The organism is Scopulibacillus darangshiensis, from assembly GCF_004341035.1.
Classification (GTDB): domain Bacteria; phylum Bacillota; class Bacilli; order Bacillales; family Sporolactobacillaceae; genus Scopulibacillus; species Scopulibacillus darangshiensis.
In genome coordinates this window covers 104,102-119,694 of record NZ_SLXK01000008.1, presented here as the reverse complement: position 1 = coordinate 119,694, position 15,593 = coordinate 104,102, and the positions used below count along the sequence as shown (strand labels likewise).

General features: G+C 41.9%; 18 protein-coding genes and 1 riboswitch. Of the genes, 6 read left to right on the top strand and 12 right to left on the bottom strand.

Annotated elements, in window-relative coordinates; genetic code table 11:
• Positions 1-61: 61 nt before the first annotated feature.
• Positions 62-1,543, top strand: a complete 1,482-nt coding sequence (locus EV207_RS08010) for an o-succinylbenzoate--CoA ligase (protein ID WP_132745504.1) — start codon at positions 62-64, stop codon at positions 1,541-1,543.
• 101 nt (positions 1,544-1,644) lie between these two features.
• Here the strand turns inward: EV207_RS08010 and EV207_RS08005 are convergent, their stop codons facing one another.
• Entirely contained in the window at positions 1,645-1,872 is a 228-nt protein-coding gene (locus EV207_RS08005; RefSeq protein ID WP_132745461.1) for a YdbC family protein, read from the bottom strand.
• Positions 1,873-2,038: 166 nt separating this feature from the next.
• Here EV207_RS08005 and EV207_RS08000 point away from each other — a divergent pair, with 166 nt between their 5' ends.
• Positions 2,039-3,229 carry an MFS transporter gene (locus tag EV207_RS08000; RefSeq protein ID WP_132745459.1) on the top strand — a complete coding sequence of 397 codons (1,191 nt, stop codon included), beginning with the start codon at positions 2,039-2,041 and terminating at the stop codon, positions 3,227-3,229.
• Between the two features lie 50 nt (positions 3,230-3,279).
• Here the strand turns inward: EV207_RS08000 and EV207_RS07995 are convergent, their stop codons facing one another.
• Positions 3,280-4,176, bottom strand: coding sequence for a DMT family transporter (locus EV207_RS07995; protein ID WP_132745457.1), 897 nt, complete (start codon positions 4,174-4,176; stop codon positions 3,280-3,282).
• A 134-nt stretch (positions 4,177-4,310) separates the two neighbouring features.
• Here EV207_RS07995 and EV207_RS07990 point away from each other — a divergent pair, with 134 nt between their 5' ends.
• Positions 4,311-4,814, top strand: coding sequence for an NUDIX hydrolase (locus EV207_RS07990; protein ID WP_132745455.1), 504 nt, complete (start codon positions 4,311-4,313; stop codon positions 4,812-4,814).
• A gap of 12 nt (positions 4,815-4,826) precedes the next feature.
• Here the strand turns inward: EV207_RS07990 and EV207_RS07985 are convergent, their stop codons facing one another.
• Positions 4,827-5,117 carry a hypothetical protein gene (locus EV207_RS07985; protein WP_132745453.1) on the bottom strand — a complete coding sequence of 97 codons (291 nt, stop codon included), beginning with the start codon at positions 5,115-5,117 and terminating at the stop codon, positions 4,827-4,829.
• A 234-nt stretch (positions 5,118-5,351) separates the two neighbouring features.
• Positions 5,352-5,810 (bottom strand): large conductance mechanosensitive channel protein MscL, encoded by a 459-nt coding sequence (gene mscL / locus EV207_RS07980; protein ID WP_132745451.1) that lies wholly within the window; start codon positions 5,808-5,810, stop codon positions 5,352-5,354.
• 137 nt (positions 5,811-5,947) lie between these two features.
• On the opposite strand from mscL, the gene EV207_RS07975 reads away from it, so the two are divergent.
• Both EV207_RS07975 and EV207_RS07970 read left to right on the top strand, forming a co-directional pair.
• Positions 5,948-6,508: a superoxide dismutase family protein gene (locus EV207_RS07975; RefSeq protein ID WP_243646989.1), complete on the top strand. Its 561-nt coding sequence runs from the start codon at positions 5,948-5,950 to the stop codon at positions 6,506-6,508.
• A gap of 122 nt (positions 6,509-6,630) precedes the next feature.
• Positions 6,631-6,882: a hypothetical protein gene (locus EV207_RS07970; protein ID WP_132745449.1), complete on the top strand. Its 252-nt coding sequence runs from the start codon at positions 6,631-6,633 to the stop codon at positions 6,880-6,882.
• Positions 6,883-6,977: 95 nt separating this feature from the next.
• On the opposite strand, the gene gcvH is transcribed toward EV207_RS07970, so the two are convergent.
• From gcvH to EV207_RS07930, 8 genes are all read right to left on the bottom strand, one after another.
• A complete protein-coding gene (gcvH, locus tag EV207_RS07965; protein WP_132745447.1) occupies positions 6,978-7,373 on the bottom strand; it encodes a glycine cleavage system protein GcvH in 396 nt (131 codons plus the stop codon).
• The gene (sdaAA, locus tag EV207_RS07960; protein ID WP_132745445.1) at positions 7,370-8,257 is read right to left on the bottom strand and encodes an L-serine ammonia-lyase, iron-sulfur-dependent, subunit alpha; all 888 of its coding nucleotides are present in this window, start codon (positions 8,255-8,257) and stop codon (positions 7,370-7,372) included. The genes gcvH and sdaAA overlap by 4 nt, the downstream gene beginning before the upstream one ends.
• Positions 8,254-8,778: a serine dehydratase beta chain gene (locus EV207_RS07955; protein WP_132745443.1), complete on the bottom strand. Its 525-nt coding sequence runs from the start codon at positions 8,776-8,778 to the stop codon at positions 8,254-8,256. Before EV207_RS07955 ends, sdaAA begins: the two co-directional genes overlap by 4 nt.
• 12 nt (positions 8,779-8,790) lie before the next feature.
• Positions 8,791-10,044 carry a serine hydroxymethyltransferase gene (glyA, locus tag EV207_RS07950; protein WP_132745441.1) on the bottom strand — a complete coding sequence of 418 codons (1,254 nt, stop codon included), beginning with the start codon at positions 10,042-10,044 and terminating at the stop codon, positions 8,791-8,793.
• 180 nt (positions 10,045-10,224) lie between these two features.
• Positions 10,225-10,332: riboswitch (glycine riboswitch) on the bottom strand.
• A gap of 307 nt (positions 10,333-10,639) precedes the next feature.
• Complete coding sequence (fabL, locus tag EV207_RS07945) at positions 10,640-11,395, bottom strand: enoyl-[acyl-carrier-protein] reductase FabL (RefSeq protein WP_132745439.1); 756 nt, start codon at positions 11,393-11,395, stop codon at positions 10,640-10,642.
• A gap of 47 nt (positions 11,396-11,442) precedes the next feature.
• Positions 11,443-12,567, bottom strand: coding sequence for a copper resistance D family protein (locus tag EV207_RS07940; RefSeq protein WP_132745437.1), 1,125 nt, complete (start codon positions 12,565-12,567; stop codon positions 11,443-11,445).
• A gap of 19 nt (positions 12,568-12,586) precedes the next feature.
• Positions 12,587-13,129: a copper resistance CopC family protein gene (locus tag EV207_RS07935; protein ID WP_165886871.1), complete on the bottom strand. Its 543-nt coding sequence runs from the start codon at positions 13,127-13,129 to the stop codon at positions 12,587-12,589.
• A 235-nt stretch (positions 13,130-13,364) separates the two neighbouring features.
• Entirely contained in the window at positions 13,365-14,690 is a 1,326-nt protein-coding gene (locus tag EV207_RS07930) for a helix-turn-helix domain-containing protein (RefSeq protein WP_165886870.1), read from the bottom strand.
• A gap of 257 nt (positions 14,691-14,947) precedes the next feature.
• On the opposite strand from EV207_RS07930, the gene EV207_RS07925 reads away from it, so the two are divergent.
• Entirely contained in the window at positions 14,948-15,592 is a 645-nt protein-coding gene (locus EV207_RS07925) for an MOSC domain-containing protein (protein WP_132745431.1), read from the top strand.
• The last annotated feature ends 1 nt before the right edge of the window (position 15,593 follow it).

Below are 15,593 nucleotides of genomic sequence, written 5' to 3'. Positions count from 1 at the left end.
TTTTTTATTCTTTAACAAGGCATTTTAAGAATTTTTGAATGAATAAGGAGAAATCAACATGATGAATCAAAAGCAAATGCCAAATTGGCTTAGCCAGCGCGCTTTTCTCACGCCAAACAGGCAAGCGTTCATATCACGCGATGAAACGGTCACCTTTGAAGAGTTAAATCTGCAGGCACTATCGCTGGCAAGGAAATTACAGTCAGCAGGGGCAAAGCGGCTTGATCATATCGCCTTTTTGTGTGAAAACAGCCTGGACTTGGTGTGTCTATACCATGCGGTGTCTTATATCGGTGCGGTTTCCGTTCCGTTAAATACCCGGTTAACTGTCGAGGAACAAGTTTGGCAGATTGAAGACAGTAAGGCAGTACTATTGATATGTGATCGAGCGCATGAAGAGCAGGGTATTAGAATACATGGTCTAAAGCAACAGACAACTATGATCACAATAAATGACCTGAAGGCTCTGACTGAAAATGATTTGCCTTTGCTTGATCATGTTGACTTAGAAGAGCCGCACACAATTATCTACACGTCTGGCACTACAGGACATCCAAAGGGTGTTATCCTGACAAATGGGAATCACTGGTGGAACGCTGTTGGGTCAGCGCTTAATCTAGGCTTGCAGCAAGGTGATAAATGGCTTTCTTGCGTCCCGCTTTTCCACGTCAGCGGCTTATCTATTTTAATGAAAAATGTGATTTATGGCATGACCGTTGTATTGCATTCCACTTTCGATCCTGAGGCAGCAACACAAGCAATTAAGGATGAAGGCGTAACAATGGTTTCGGTGGTAAGTGCGATGTTGTCACGTCTGCTTGAAACGCTGGGAGAAGATGCATATCCTGATACTTTTCGCTGCATGCTGCTAGGAGGAGGCCCTGCACCAAAAGTTATGTTAGAGGTCTGCAAAGATAAAGGGATCCCCATCTATCAAACTTATGGTTTATCTGAGACAGCTTCACAGATCGTTACGCTTGCACCCGAATATATGATTGAAAAACTAGGCTCAGCCGGAAAGCCGCTGTTTCCGGCTGAGATAAAAATTATGAAGGATAGTATTGAGGCGCAACCGAACAAGGAGGGTGAAATAGTCGTTAAAGGTCCCAATGTTACAAGCGGTTATCTAAATCGCCCTGAAGCAACTGAAAAAGTATATCAAGATGGCTGGTTTTATACTGGTGACGTTGGCTATCTTGATGATGATGGTTTTCTTTATGTCTTGGACAGGCGAAAAGACCTTATTATTTCTGGCGGAGAGAATGTCTATCCAGCAGAAATAGAAGCTGTACTGCTTCAGCATCATTTTATTGAGGAAGCTGGTGTTATTGGCGTCAGTCATGCTCAATGGGGACAGGTGCCGGCTGCATTTGTCACAATAAAAGAGGGACAAGAGCTTTCGCCAAATGAGGTGTTTTCCTTTTGCAAAGAGCGGCTTGCAGGTTATAAAATACCAAAATACGTTTATTTTGTTGATGAATTACCGAGAAATGCTTCTAAGAAGCTATTGCGCAGAGACTTATACAAATTACTTGCAAAGTAAAAAGAGTGATGAGCGGGTAACTTGATCAAAAGAGATGTGCTTATAGGGGCTGCAATCATATCAGTGGCTAAAGAGGGAAAAGGCTTAGAATCAAAGGTCATTTACAAAGACAGCTGATTAAGGAAGACCTTAAGTGAGGCAACTTCTTCTTTAGTAAGCGTGATGCCGCGGCCCATTCTTTCCTTATTAGGTGACCAGCTTCTTATGTCGTATTTGGGCTCCCGTTCATTCCAACTTACCTGGTTGAGTTCCCTTGTCCATCCATTCGATTCCTCGTTCATAACACCATAATGTTCAATGATTTCAAAGCTGACAGTTGCTGTTGCCATGTTAAAACCTCCTAATATTTTATTAGAACATATGTTCTGTTTTTAGAATAATGCAATTCATTTATATAGTCAAGTACTTTTTTGAATTTCACCTGAGCATATTTAGCGAAATAATTTGCTTATATTGTTAAACTGGAGCAAGACAATGCGTATTGGGATGATAATTATGGTCAATTGGAAAAAAAGTGTACGAATACTATGGCTATGTAACTTCATGGTTACTTCTGGATTGACAATGATAATGCCATTTTTACCGTTATTTCTGGAACAAATGGGTGTTCACAGTCATCACTCTTTAAGTCTTTGGACTGGCATTATTTTTTCCGCAGCATTTTTATCAGGGGCAATTATGTCGCCAATTTGGGGGATCTTTGCTGATAAATATGGCCAAAGGGCAAATTTGGTCCGTGCGGGCCTCGGAATGGGGATTATTACCTTCTTAATGGCTTTCGCTTTTTCACCGCTTATTCTTCTTACATTAAGATTTATTGTCGGCTTCTTTTCGGGGTTTATTACCGTTTCGTTTTCCTATATTTCTAGGGTAACCCCCAAGGAACAGACCGGATCTGCTCTAGGTATTTTACAAACGGGCGGGATCTCGGGAACTATTATTGGTCCGCTTTTCGGCGGTGCGCTGTCAGATATGTTCGGATTTCGGCCTGTCTTCGCAATAACGGGTATTTGTATTTTGTTATCGTTGCTGCTGGTGATATTTGTCTTGGAAAAGGATCCGGTGTTCAAACAAACAAGCGAAAACAAAGCGTCATTTAAAGAGGTTTTTAAAAATCCTACCTTAATCATGCTTTTTATAGCAACATTCATCGTTCAAGCATCTATTTTAGGTACAAACTCGATGATGACGCTTTTTGTCAAAAGCCTTGTGGGACATGTGGGCAATATCGCCTTTCTGTCGGGTCTGGCTGCTTCCATAGCGGGGATTGCCAATATTATCGGATCGCCTTACCTTGGAAAATTAGGTGACCGGATAGGTCAGGCAAAAACATTGCCCGTTGTCATGTTCTTTTGCGGTCTGCTCGTTCTCCCGCAAATGTTTTCCCATAATCTGACTGAATTATATATTTGGCGCTTCGCACAGGGACTGCTGCTAGGAGGGATGTGGCCTGCTATCCAGGCTTTGATTCACAAAAAGACAGCCAAACATATTCAGGGAAGGGCTTTTGGGATTACTTCCAGCAGCCGTTTTCTTGGAAATTTAGCAGGCCCTTTAGTTGCCGGGTGGATTTCTGGGAATATATCAATCATCTATGTTTTTGCCTTTTCGGGGATTATATTAATACTAGGAAGCTTTTTGGTGAAGTGGAAGGTTAAGCCTGAGAGAAACCCAGCCGCTAGCTAAAAAGATCACAGGAATCTAGATTCCCTGTGGTCTTTTTTATAAATCCATTTTTAAGTATTTACTGGTCTGCTTGCTGCTTTTCTTCTCGATTTAAGATAATAATATATTCCCAAAAGTATGATTGACCCGCCGATCATCTGTGGCACATGGATGGTTTCACCAAGGATAATGTAAGCGAGCACTGCTGCGCCGACAGGTTCAACCAAAATGCTCATAGAGATGGTTGATACGCCGACCCAAGGGACAGCCCAATTTAACAAACTATGGCCAAGCAATGTAGGTAAAATGGCAAGCAAAAGAAAGAGCATCCATTCCGCGGCTGAATAATGGAACAAGGAATGGTGAAGAACGAGATTGTAAATGAAAAGAACGACAGCAGCCGTCACATAGACAATGTATGTGTAAGGTCCAGAAGGAATATGCTGACGGACTTTTTGCCCGGCCATAAAGTATAAGGTGACGAGCAGGCAAGCTAACAATGCAATGATGTCACCAAATAATGCCTCTTTGCTGGCAAGAAAGTCACCCCAGCTGATGATGAAGCTACCTATAACCGCGAGTAACCCTGCCAAATAAGCACCTAGGGGCATTTTTTCTTTGAAAACGATCACGGCACCAGCGAATGCAAATAACGGCTGTAATGTAACAAGAACCGTTGAGCTGGCAATAGATGTGTAATCCAATGACACAAACCAAAGGATGAAGTGGAAGGCGAGACATATCCCAGCAAATACACAAAGAATAATATCATTAGGCTTAATTTCCTTGAATACCTTAATTGTTTGTTTTTTGTTTAAAAAAGGTGCAGTCAAAGCAGCTGCAAAAAATAAACGGTAAAATGCAAGAATAGCTGATGGCGCATCAGAAAGTTTAACAAATATTGCAGAAGTTGAAATGAAAAAAACGGCTAATACGACAATGAAAATTGGGTTAATCTTAGGTGTCATTAATGCATTCCTCCGGTAAAAGCACAAAGCAATATAAAAAGTTTAAAGGTATAAGTCTATTTAAATCGAATTATAGCATGTGCCCATGATTTTTGTGTGAAAAAAGAACTATATTTTTTAAGGAGGAATCTCAAATGTATAAATATACCATTGCGTTTATTCGCCAAAAGGACAATATCCTAATGCTTAACAGGGAAAAGTCACCTTGGAAAGGTTCTTGGAACGGCGTTGGGGGGAAAATAGAGCCGGGTGAGACACCGCTTAAGGCCATTGTCAGGGAAATACAGGAAGAGGCTGATCTGGATGTTCCGTCACCTGATTTTAAAGGTGCTGTGACCTGGAATGTTGATGGTGAAAATAGCGGTGGTATGTACGTCTACGCGGCAGTGATCGAGAGAGATGTATACTATGACACGCCTATACAAACAAATGAGGGTATATTGGATTGGAAAAATATAGACTGGCTATTGGACGTGGAGAATACTGGAGTAGTCAAGACAGTCCCATATTTTTTAGAAAGGGTATTAAATGATGAGACCTGTCATGAATACCGTTGTGTTTTTGAAAATGACAATTTAACTGCATGCGAAGTCCTTACATACGCGGGTATAAGGGAAGCTGATTTTATATCTCTTTAAAATATTTTATCGTTAATCATTTTGGCCAATAACAATAAAAAGTCCGCCTAGTACTAAAAAAAGGATATACAGGACCCAATAGTCGGTCCCAATCAAAAAGGTTAGCAAGGGGGCGGCTAATGTTAGAATGCCTGCACAAAACGTTATTAAAGCGATAGTCTTTGCAGAAGCTTTTTTATTTTGAACACTGTTTCCTCCGGACTGGCCAGTGACCTGAACCCGCCTTTTTTTCCATAAGCCAATCCCGGCGGTGATAAGCAATAGACCAATGATGATGCAAATGATTATTGGGACTGTCGCCATCTCTCTCACTCCTTAGCTACACATGTTAATATATATTCGGCAAGCAATTAAAGTTTAAAGAGGAACAAAGTGAAAAAGATTTTGGTAAAGGTAACGATGTCACAAATAGGTTCCTTTTAAAAGTTTACCACATCCTATGTTAAACGTATCTTGACACTTTTATTACGATATTAAAGGCAATTAAGTTCCAATTTTGGAATAACAAAACTCCCGCCTATTATGGCGGGAGTTTTGTTAATTCTGAGGGGAGGATGAGGGTTCAGCACCAATTTCAGATGTGCAATGAGCACATTTTGTTGCCTCCTGAGGAACCTCAGAAAGGCAGTAAGGGCATTTCTTAGTTGTTGGTGCTGCAGCTTCTTCTTTCTTCTTGAACCGTTCGAACAATTTGATAACAAGAAAGATGACAAAGGCGATAATGATAAAGTTAATGACTGTATTAATGAAAAGTCCGTAATTAATCGTTGGCGCCCCGGCTTTCTGAGCTTCCGCAAGGCTGGCATAATCCTTGTCAGATAAATTAATGTATAAGTTGCTGAAATCGACTTTTCCAAGCAATAAGCCAATCGGCGGCATGATAATGTCATTAACTATTGAAGTGACAATCTTGCCAAATGCAGCGCCGATAATGACAGCTATTGCCAAGTCAATGACATTTCCCCTTGATAAAAAAGCTTTAAATTCTTTAAACATCTTTTCACCTCTTAGTACAAGTTCTCTTCTTCATCATAACATATAGAATTTGTCATTTAATTGGGGAGAAACACCCATTATGAGTAAAATCTCGGGAACCTGAGCAAAATATGACGGAAAAAAGGAGGTCATTATTAGTGAGAAACAAATGGATATATATTGTATGCGGGATCATGGTCATTGCGGCTGTTGTATTTCTCTCCAATCGCCATCTTTCAGTTAAGGCAAATGAATCACCCTCTAAGATGTCACAGAATGTTGTTGTCATGCTAAAAAATAGTAAAGGTCAAACTGTAGGACAGGCTTCTTTAGCAGAAACAGAGAAAGGTGTTCGCATTTATTTGCATGCTGAAGGGCTGAAACCGGGGCTTCATGGCATTCATTTTCACGAAAAGGGAGTCTGCCAGTTACCGGACTTTAAATCAGCAGGGGGTCATTTTAATCCGTTTGGCAAGGAACATGGTTTAGAAAACCCTAAAGGCCCGCACGCAGGTGATATGGAAAACATCTTTGTGGATAGTAAAGGTAAGGTCAATACAAGCTTTGTCAATCCAAGAGTGACCTTAGTTAAAGGCGAAAGGAATTCTCTAAGGGATCAAAACGGTTCAGCATTAATTATTCATGAGGGTGCTGATGATCAGAAAACAAACCCTTCAGGTGACTCAGGCAGCCGTGTTATTTGCGGCGTAATAAAATAAGTATGACCCTTGCGCGCTTCACAGTTGTGGAGCGCTTTTTTTTGCATCTCGGATTTATGAAGAGGGCAGTAAGAGTGTGTTATAGTTAACTAAGAACTTTTCCATAAGAGGTGTATTGATCTGTGAAAGAACTTGAAAGACTGCAAATTTTAACTGAAATTATAAGAGAATTTAAAACTGCCATTTTAATGGACCGGGAACCGGATCAAACCGGACGAGTTGTGTTGGAGGTAATCCAGGAAGCCGGGGATGCAGTGCTAGCGGATAATGTATTAAATGCTTATCTGAGATTAACAGAACCTGATGTTGCGGTAAGCTATCTAGATAAGGCAACGGTATACCTTCACGGGAAAATAGATGTCTGTCTAAATTAGAAAAATATAAAAAGCTCGGGACAAAGTGATTCTATATCCCTGCCCCGAGGAAATGTGTTCTTTTCTCATAGTTCCTGTAGTTGTCTTATTAAATTTTAAGCATCGCCCTCATTAATAAGGCTGTTGTATGCATCTTCATCCATAAGGCTGTCAAGTTGTTCAAAGTCTGTGATCTTTACTTCAACAAACCATCCTTGGTCATATGGGTTTGTATTAATCAGTTCCGGTTCGTCGTCTAATTCTTCATTGATTTTAACGACTGTACCTGTTACTGGGGAGAAAATTTCAGAAACGGCTTTAACCGATTCAACGGATCCCATGCTTTCCTCCGCGGTTATATCTTCGCCTTCTTCCGGATTTTCGACGTAAACAATGTCTCCCAGCTCTTGTTGGGCAAAATCGGTGATCCCGATTCTTACAAGATCCTTCCCGATCATTTCCACCCATTCATGTTCTTTACTGTATAATAATTTTGACGTCATGTTTGTCATTGTTCTGAACCCCTTTTATAAAGTCTTTCTTTCACCTTTTGGGCAGTGGGAGTCGCCGCAAGTCCTCCCAATGATGTTTCACGTAATGTCCGCGGCATTTCCTTGCCAATTTTGTACATTGCCTCAATCACTTCATCGCAAGGAATGCGGCTTTCTATTCCTGCCAATGCCATATCTGCCGCTGAGAAGGCGATCGCTGTGCCTATCACATTCCGCTTGATGCAAGGAACCTCGACTAAACCAGCAACAGGATCGCATACAAGACCAAGCAAGGATTTCATGGCGATTGCGGTTGCATGAACGGCTTGGCGGGGAGAGCCGCCCTTTAGCTCAACAATTGTCCCCGCTGCCATTGCTGTCGCGGAACCGACTTCAGCCTGACAGCCACCGGCTGCACCTGAAATAAAGGAATTATTGGCGATAATGTAGCCTAGTAAGCTGGCAGTGAACAATCCCTTTGTCAGTTGGTCTAGGTTATATCCTTCATTGTCATGAAAGGAAAATAGAACACCCGGCAAGACCCCGGCTGAACCGGCAGTGGGCGTAGCAACAATCACGCCCATTCGCGCATTGCACTCAGACGTTGACATCGCATACCGCATTGCCGTACTGATTAAGTTGCCGGTGAGAGCTTTACCTTGTTGTATGTAGTCTCCCATTTTGACAGCATCACCGCCGGAAATGCCGCTCGGTGCGTCTGATCCATCTGTTTTGCCGCTTGCCACGGCAGCTTTCATTTTTAATAGGCGTTCTTTCATTTTGTTGAAAACTTGTTCCCGTCCAAGTCCTGAGTTTTCCAATTCCATGGCGATCATGCAATCGGCGATAGAATGGCCATCTTTCTCACAAGTTATGAGCAAATCGGCCATCGACGAAACTTTCACTTTAACACCTCCATTCGTGATTTTAAAGATAGACGGGGGATAAGCGATGACAAATTTCCCCCCAAGTCATCATCCGTGCTGACTCTAATATCCACCTCATAATCATTGATGGAGAATATTTTGGCCAAACCGCCGCCAAGAGAAGCACCGCCGACTTTTACCTTTTGTCGGCTGTTTTTCGCCGAAATCACCGCAACATTCGGATGGTCGAAATAAGGGCAGCTTTCCTTAAGTTGAAAAGTATATTCAACACCATACCTCTCAGCCAGGTTCAATGCTTGTTTGATTCGGGTATCATCGGTCCCCATGCCAAGCAAACCGCCGATCAGCGCTTTATCCGTGCCATGGCCTTGATAGGTTTGAGAAAACGAATCATAAAGAGTAATCGTTGCTTGATTTGGCAAGGTTTCGCCGAGCAAGTGATAGGCGAATTTTCCGATAGATACGGCCCCTGCCGTATGAGAGCTCGAGGGTCCAATCATAATTGGGCCGATAATATCGAAACAGCTTTGGAATTCCATGTTATGCCTCCCTTAAACATTTAACGCTTGGCGCTGGTACAGTGGAAAGGCACTGCATATTTCTTGGATTGTCTTTTTTGCATGTTCCTTTACAGACGGATCATTGCTATTTTTTAACACATTGGCAATAGTCTGGCCGATAAGAATCATTTCTTTCTTCCTCATACCGCGGGTTGTAAGGGCAGCGGTCCCGGTACGGATCCCGCTTGTGACAAACGGGCTTTCTGGGTCAAACGGTATCGTATTTTTGTTTACCGTAATGCCGACCTCTTCAAGAATCTTTTCAGCTTCTTTGCCCGTCAGCTTCCATGGCCGTACATCGACGAGGACAATGTGGTTGTCAGTCCCCCCGGAAACAAGAGAAGCACCTTCTTCTTTTAAGGTTTGTGCAAGTACAGAGGCGTTATCCACAACAGCCTGAGCATAATCTTTAAAGGCAGGCTGCAATGCTTCCTTAAAGGCTACGGCTTTGGCCGCGATGATGTGCATTAACGGCCCGCCTTGGAGACCAGGAAAGACCGCTTTGTTAATTGCTTTCGAATAGCCCTCATCATTCGTTAAAATGAAACCGCCGCGCGGACCTCTTAATGTTTTATGAGTTGTGCTCGTAACAAAATCCGCATGGGGAACCGGTGAAGGATGGAGTCCCGCTGCAACCAAACCTGCGATATGGGCCATGTCGACCATTAATTTGGCGCCAATTTTATCCGCGATCTGCTTAAATCTTGAGAAGTTAATTTTCCGTGGATAAGCGCTGGCACCGGCGATGATCATTTTCGGCTTTTCTTTTACTGCGAGTGCCTCAACTTCATCGTAATCAATAAGCTGATCTTCTTTATTTACACCGTAGGCGGCAACATCAAACCATTTTCCAGAAATGGAAACGGGACTGCCGTGGGTTAAATGGCCGCCGTGGGATAAGTTCATTCCCATGATTTTATCGCCGGGATTCAGTTGAGCGTAGTAGACAGTTGTGTTTGCTGATGCTCCGGAATGCGGCTGAACATTGGCGTACTCCGCATCAAATAATTTTTTCAAGCGGTCGATAGCGGTACTCTCAGCAATATCGACAAATTCACATCCACCGTAATATCTTCTTCCCGGGTAACCTTCAGCATATTTGTTCGTCATCACGGAGCCCATCGCTTCTAAAACATCGTTGCTGACAATGTTTTCGGATGCAATCAATTCCAATGTCCCTAACTGTCTTTCGTTTTCCTTTTCAATCGCTGAAAAAATAGTGTTGTCATTCGTTTCCAAACTCATGTAATCCCTCCTAATATTTTTAGTCAGTTTTGTGTCATTGCGCTTTTGTATTGGACAAACAACAAAAAAAGGACAGGGAAAGGTAAGTTATCTACCTTTCTCTGTCCTTTTTACCTGAGAGTTCCACTCCAGAAAAATGGAGTATACCCCGTTGGTGGCTATAAGCGCTCTCCAGAGATGCGTCACATTGTGGTCTGTTATACCTGAGAGATTGGTTCCCAAGGGTTTATGGGAATTTTGCTCCTTCGGTGCCGGTTTTGTCCCGCCGGACTCTCCCACAATGGTCATTCGCAATTATTAGATTATTATTATTATTTATCATCATAATGGAATGATAAATGTGTGTCAATACTTTCTGAGAACTTAAATTTTTTATGGGAATTGCATTATGTAGGTATTAAAGAAAACTCGCCGATTGGCGAGCCTTTGGCGAAGACAGAGGCGTAGTTGCGACGCACAGGACGTGCTAGTACTGGCGTTGTAACAGGATGTTACGCCTTTAGCCAATGCACTTATGTGCGTCAGAAAGTTATACTTTCTGATTAACTTAAAAAGAACTCCAACTGGAGTCCTTTAAACTTGAATTTATTTTTAATTAATCAGCCAGCAATGATAAGCCGCCGTCTACAATTATCGTCTGTCCGCAGATCATTTCAGCGGAAGGCGTACATAAATAATAGACCGTTTCAGCCAAATCGTTAGGCTTTACGATTCTTCCTGCGGGATTCCGTTTGCTTGCCTTCTCTAACAGTTCATCTCGGTTAGGGAAGTGTTTCAATGCATCTGTATCAACTGCACCGCCGGATACGGCATTGACAACGATGCCCTTAGGAGCAAGTTCGACGGCGAGATATCTCGTTATTGCTTCTACCGCCGCTTTTGATACCCCGACGACAACATAGTTTGGCAAAGCCCTGATGGAGCCGAGACTTGATAAGGCAACGATCTTACCGCCGCCGTTTTTCTCCATTAGTTTTGCTGCTTCCTGTGCGGCGAACAGGTATGCCTTAGCGTTAATATCCTGAGTCCAATCCCAATGCTTTTCCTCAATTTCCATTAAAGGTCTTTGGACGCCTGATGCCGCATTATTAATAAAGACGTCAAGGCGGCCAAATGTTTCATCAATTGAGGCAAAAAGAGATCTAATTTGATCAAGTTCACCAACATTTGCCTTAACGGTATGAACCTTGATATTATATTCGGCTTCAAATTGTTCTTTTGTTTCTTCAGCGGCTTTCTTTTTTCTCATATAGTTTAGCACGAGGTTATAGCCCTGCCGTGCGAACTTTTCAGCGATGGCCTTGCCGATGCCCCTTGATCCTCCGGTAATTAAAGCCACTTTTTCACTCATTCGTATCCACCCCACTTTTTTTTAACAAACTCCATTATAGCAAAAGTTTAGTCAATGCTTAACATGACAGTTAAATATGAGCTGAGGACAAGACAAAAGGCCAAAAAAATTGAAAAGCCTTTTGTAAAACGGTTTGCGACACTCATCGTGGTCATAACGGCCATCAATATCCCAAGGATAAGGAAGCTAATGCTCATTAGATTGAATGACCAGTGTACTGTTGTCTCAGGTGTAATAACACCGGGATAAAGCGCGTTGAACAGAGGGCTGGCCCCGTCAACTTTAAGAGCTGCAACGATATCATGCGGCGGTGATTGTTGACCGAGGAAGGCTGTCACGGAAAAGATAGCCATGATGATAATTGTTTCAACCCTGGCCCATTTCAGCGGGTGAGCCCCTCGGTTCCTTTTTAATCGGCGCCGGATAACAAACGCGTTCATTACCGCGTAGATAACTAGCGGGACAATCAGAATGTGTTTAATTAATAATGATTGGCCGTAGTTAACCATTAGACCATGGTCATATTGATTGATAAGGCTTCTTACAGAATGATCAGCGGGTTTTGCGATATCGATGGACATCGTTAATATCCCCGAAAGAATGATAATAACGAGACAAATGCTAGCAAGCGGTGTGAACCATTTTAAAAAATTGAGCCAATTCGACCCCTTTTTTGAAAACCATGCTGTGGTGATAAGTAAACCGCCCCAGATGGCAACAGCGATTAAATGCAGGTAGTGGTAGGTGAAACCTGCAAATGGAGCAAGCGATGCTGCATGGCTTGCTTTGGCATATCCCCCGATCAACAATACAACAAGTAATAAGGCTATTTTTGACAGGAAGGGGTCATGGTTAATATCATTAAAATAAACTAGACCGAACAATAACAGGCCAATAACCAACATGAAAATCCAAGCCTTGCCAATATCAAACCCGAATAAAACGGATTTAAAGCTTGTCCAATATCCGATGTCTTTCCCAAAAATTATGATTGTTGAAATGACCGGTCCGATGGACAGCACAATGGAACCAATTATACTGTACAAAATTGCCTTTTTTGGCACAGTGACATCAGGAAGCCTGCCCTTTGGAACAGTGTATATAATCATACTGCCAGTCATAACAGCAAAACAGATGTATAATAAAAATTCGGTTAAGACAACAACTGTCAAGTTTTCCCTCTCCCTAAATTTACTTTCGCTTGTTTTTTATGATAATAAATAGCGCTGTCAAAATCACTATAGCGAGCCCGGCAATCAGAACAATAAAAACCGGTTCATCGCGTTTTTCATCCTTTTCGGTTTTCTTTTCAGTTGTTGTCATTGAGGATGATTGTGTCTTTGGTTTTTCGGTCTGTTTCATTTGACCGTTAGATGTTTTACCCGTGCCGACTTTAAAACTCATGCTGCTTTTCACCTCATGTCCGTCACCGCCAATGATTTCCCAGGTTACTTTATAATCACCGGTCTGAAGCGGTTTGGTAGTATGTATTGTGATGGTATCTTTATTAATAGCAGGCTCATCGGTTTTGAATGTATTTCCTTTTTGATTGGTTACAGTAAGATGCATGACCTTTTCAACTTTGGTATCAAAAGTTAATGTGATATCCGATCTGCCCTGTTTAACCGTTTGATTGGCGGCGGGTTTTGATGAGACAAGGCTTGAATGGGCGCTGGCACCATAAGCGGCAGCAAGAAATAAGGCTGCAAAAAGAAAACTTATTTTTTTAATCATATGATATCCTCCTCTTTTGCTTGGACACATTCCAACTTTCATCATATCTTATTGTTCCATGTTTTTAAAGAACGACATGGCGGTATGTGAATGACCTACAAAAAAAGAAAAACACTTGGACGTTCATGTCCCAAGCGTTTTTCTTTCTTTATTAGTCTTAGGGACGAACAGCAGCTAAAGACAGCCGACATCGTCCCATAAGTCATCATCTGTATGATTAGTGAAGACCTGTCCTTCAGTCGGCACCAGCTGCAGGGTAAAGGGGATGCTCTCCATCTGTATCATCTCCGTCCGATTCATATTTTCGTTGCAATTTAAAACATTCGTCAAGAGTATTATAATAAGCTTTAATATTGCTTTTGGATAAATAGAATTCTGCTAAATCATGCAATATATCGATTTGCAAGTTAACAGCATTTAGACTTTCGGCTAAAGAAAGCGCTTTAAATGTGTGGTCTAGATAAAGGGTTTCCTCACCCCTTTTAAGATAAATATGCCGGAGAAGATTGAGACAAGCTATTTCTTCACTGATATAATGTTTTTTTCTGGCTGAGGCTAGTGCCTGGTTCAAGGTGTCGACGGCCTGGCTAATGTCCCCGTTACGAAAATGAAGGGAACTTACGGCGAGTTGTGTCCGAAGAATCCCTAATTCATTTTTGTTTGCCTTTTTGATCTCGAGAGACAAAGACAAATATTTGGCTGCATTGTCGAAGTGTTTTAACTGAGACTCAATAAACCCGATATTATGGAGACTTTTAGCAATAAGAGCAGAGTCTTGGATACTCTCAGCAAGGGATTTAGCTTGAGTCAACTTGTCTTTGGCAGTAAATGGCATGTTCATTTTAGCGTAAAGAATAGCTTGTAAGTTGTATGTTCCAATAAGATATCTGGGCTCATTTTGTGTAAGATGAAGCAGTGCCCTTTCACAATATGATGCCGCACGATCAACATCTTTAATCTTGTAATAGGTTGATGCTAAATTATAAAATAGACAGCCTTTGATCGATCGCTGAAGGGAATTGGCAACAATATTTAATGCGGTATCAAAATGGTTGATAGCCTGTCTGTATTTCCCCTGGTTAAAATATGTAACGCCGATCTTCATGACAGAGTGACCCCGGTTGTCATTATCTTGCAACGCCTCGTAGAATTCTGCCGCTTTAAGAAAGGCCGCAACAGCTTCCTTACCCATCTTTTTAATCAAAAAAAGCTCGCCGAGTGCGAGATACGCATCAGCTTGAGGTTCAATTAAAAAGCCCTCGGCAGATTTTATTAAAATCATTTGATAGGTATCGATCGCTTGATCAACGAGCCCAGCTGTAGAAAGGGTTTTAGCTTTTTCTGATAAATAATTTAATTCATCCTCAATTTCTTTCGCTGCCAGTAAGTCGAATTCTATTTGAAGCGTTCTTTTTAAGTAGGACCATGTTTGAGGACTGAGTGAGGTTTTATTGTTTTCAATATTGCTGAGTTGGCTGATTGACATAAAATTACCGGCAGCTTGTTCGAGTGTAAGGCCAAGCTCCTTTCGCCTCTTTTTAATCTCTTGGCCAATTGTCACAGTAAGCCCCCCCATTCAAGAAAATTGTAATTATTCTGTTCTTAACTGACAAGACTAATCGACATAATTGAGTCATTCGACATATTTCGAAAGCATAGGCTGTTTGTACTAATGAATGCATGTTCATTCATTATTGCTTACAGACTAGGGCTATTGAAGAGGTCATTTAGAAGGAGGAGAATTCTTAAAGGACCTGGCAGCAAAAAAGTGTTACCATATTAAAGGAGCTAAAATGCCCATAAAAGGAGGTTTTTGCTATGAGGAACTATCCTGTTCTTGCGATTTCTGTTGGCAAACCACAACAGGTCAGCTTTCAACGGACTTCGGTAGAAACAGCCATTTATAAAACGAATGTGATTAGACCAGTTTATCTATCAAAAACAAACTTGGATGGGGATGTTCAAGCTGACCAAAAAAATCATGGCGGGCCTGATAAGGCGCTTTGTGCACATTGTTTTAAAAGATATCCTTATTGGGAAGAGCGCTTAGGGAAAACACTAGATCTAGGCACATTTGGTGAAAATTTGACCATTGACAACCTAATAGAGGAAGAGGCGTACATAGGGGACACTTTCCAATTTGGCGAAGCGATTATTCAGATCTCGCAGCCAAGAAGGCCCTGCTTTAAATTAGGGGTCAAAATGGCAGAACCGACACTTGCGGCACAATTTCAGGAAACAGGCTATACTGGATTCTACTTCAGGGTACTAAAGACAGGAATTGTGAACCTGGACAATCCGCTGCAGTTCATATCCCGGCCCGAATTTACAATGAGCATCTCGGAACTCAATCGGATCACCTATTCAAATCCAAAGGATTGCACCGGTCTAGAAACGGCCTTGTCCATAGATGAATTGGCGGAAAGCTGGAGGAGAGGGCTCGAGAAAAAGTTAGGAGTATGAC

Bases quoted from the DNA above. Each gene is read 5' to 3' on its own strand.
- mscL (WP_132745451.1), bottom strand. From the start codon at position 5,810: ATGTTTAAAGAATTTAAAGCTTTTTTATCAAGGGGAAATGTCATTGAC.
- EV207_RS08010 (WP_132745504.1), top strand. From the start codon at position 62: ATGAATCAAAAGCAAATGCCAAATTGGCTTAGCCAGCGCGCTTTTCTC.
- glyA (WP_132745441.1), bottom strand. From the start codon at position 10,044: ATGAGTTTGGAAACGAATGACAACACTATTTTTTCAGCGATTGAAAAG.
- gcvH (WP_132745447.1), bottom strand. From the start codon at position 7,373: ATGACAAACATGACGTCAAAATTATTATACAGTAAAGAACATGAATGG.
- EV207_RS07925 (WP_132745431.1), top strand. From the start codon at position 14,948: ATGAGGAACTATCCTGTTCTTGCGATTTCTGTTGGCAAACCACAACAG.
- EV207_RS07990 (WP_132745455.1), top strand. From the start codon at position 4,311: ATGTATAAATATACCATTGCGTTTATTCGCCAAAAGGACAATATCCTA.
- EV207_RS07995 (WP_132745457.1), bottom strand. From the start codon at position 4,176: ATGACACCTAAGATTAACCCAATTTTCATTGTCGTATTAGCCGTTTTT.
- EV207_RS07935 (WP_165886871.1), bottom strand. From the start codon at position 13,129: ATGATTAAAAAAATAAGTTTTCTTTTTGCAGCCTTATTTCTTGCTGCC.
- fabL (WP_132745439.1), bottom strand. From the start codon at position 11,395: ATGAGTGAAAAAGTGGCTTTAATTACCGGAGGATCAAGGGGCATCGGC.
- EV207_RS08005 (WP_132745461.1), bottom strand. From the start codon at position 1,872: ATGGCAACAGCAACTGTCAGCTTTGAAATCATTGAACATTATGGTGTT.
- EV207_RS08000 (WP_132745459.1), top strand. From the start codon at position 2,039: ATGGTCAATTGGAAAAAAAGTGTACGAATACTATGGCTATGTAACTTC.
- EV207_RS07955 (WP_132745443.1), bottom strand. From the start codon at position 8,778: ATGGAATTCCAAAGCTGTTTCGATATTATCGGCCCAATTATGATTGGA.
- EV207_RS07985 (WP_132745453.1), bottom strand. From the start codon at position 5,117: ATGGCGACAGTCCCAATAATCATTTGCATCATCATTGGTCTATTGCTT.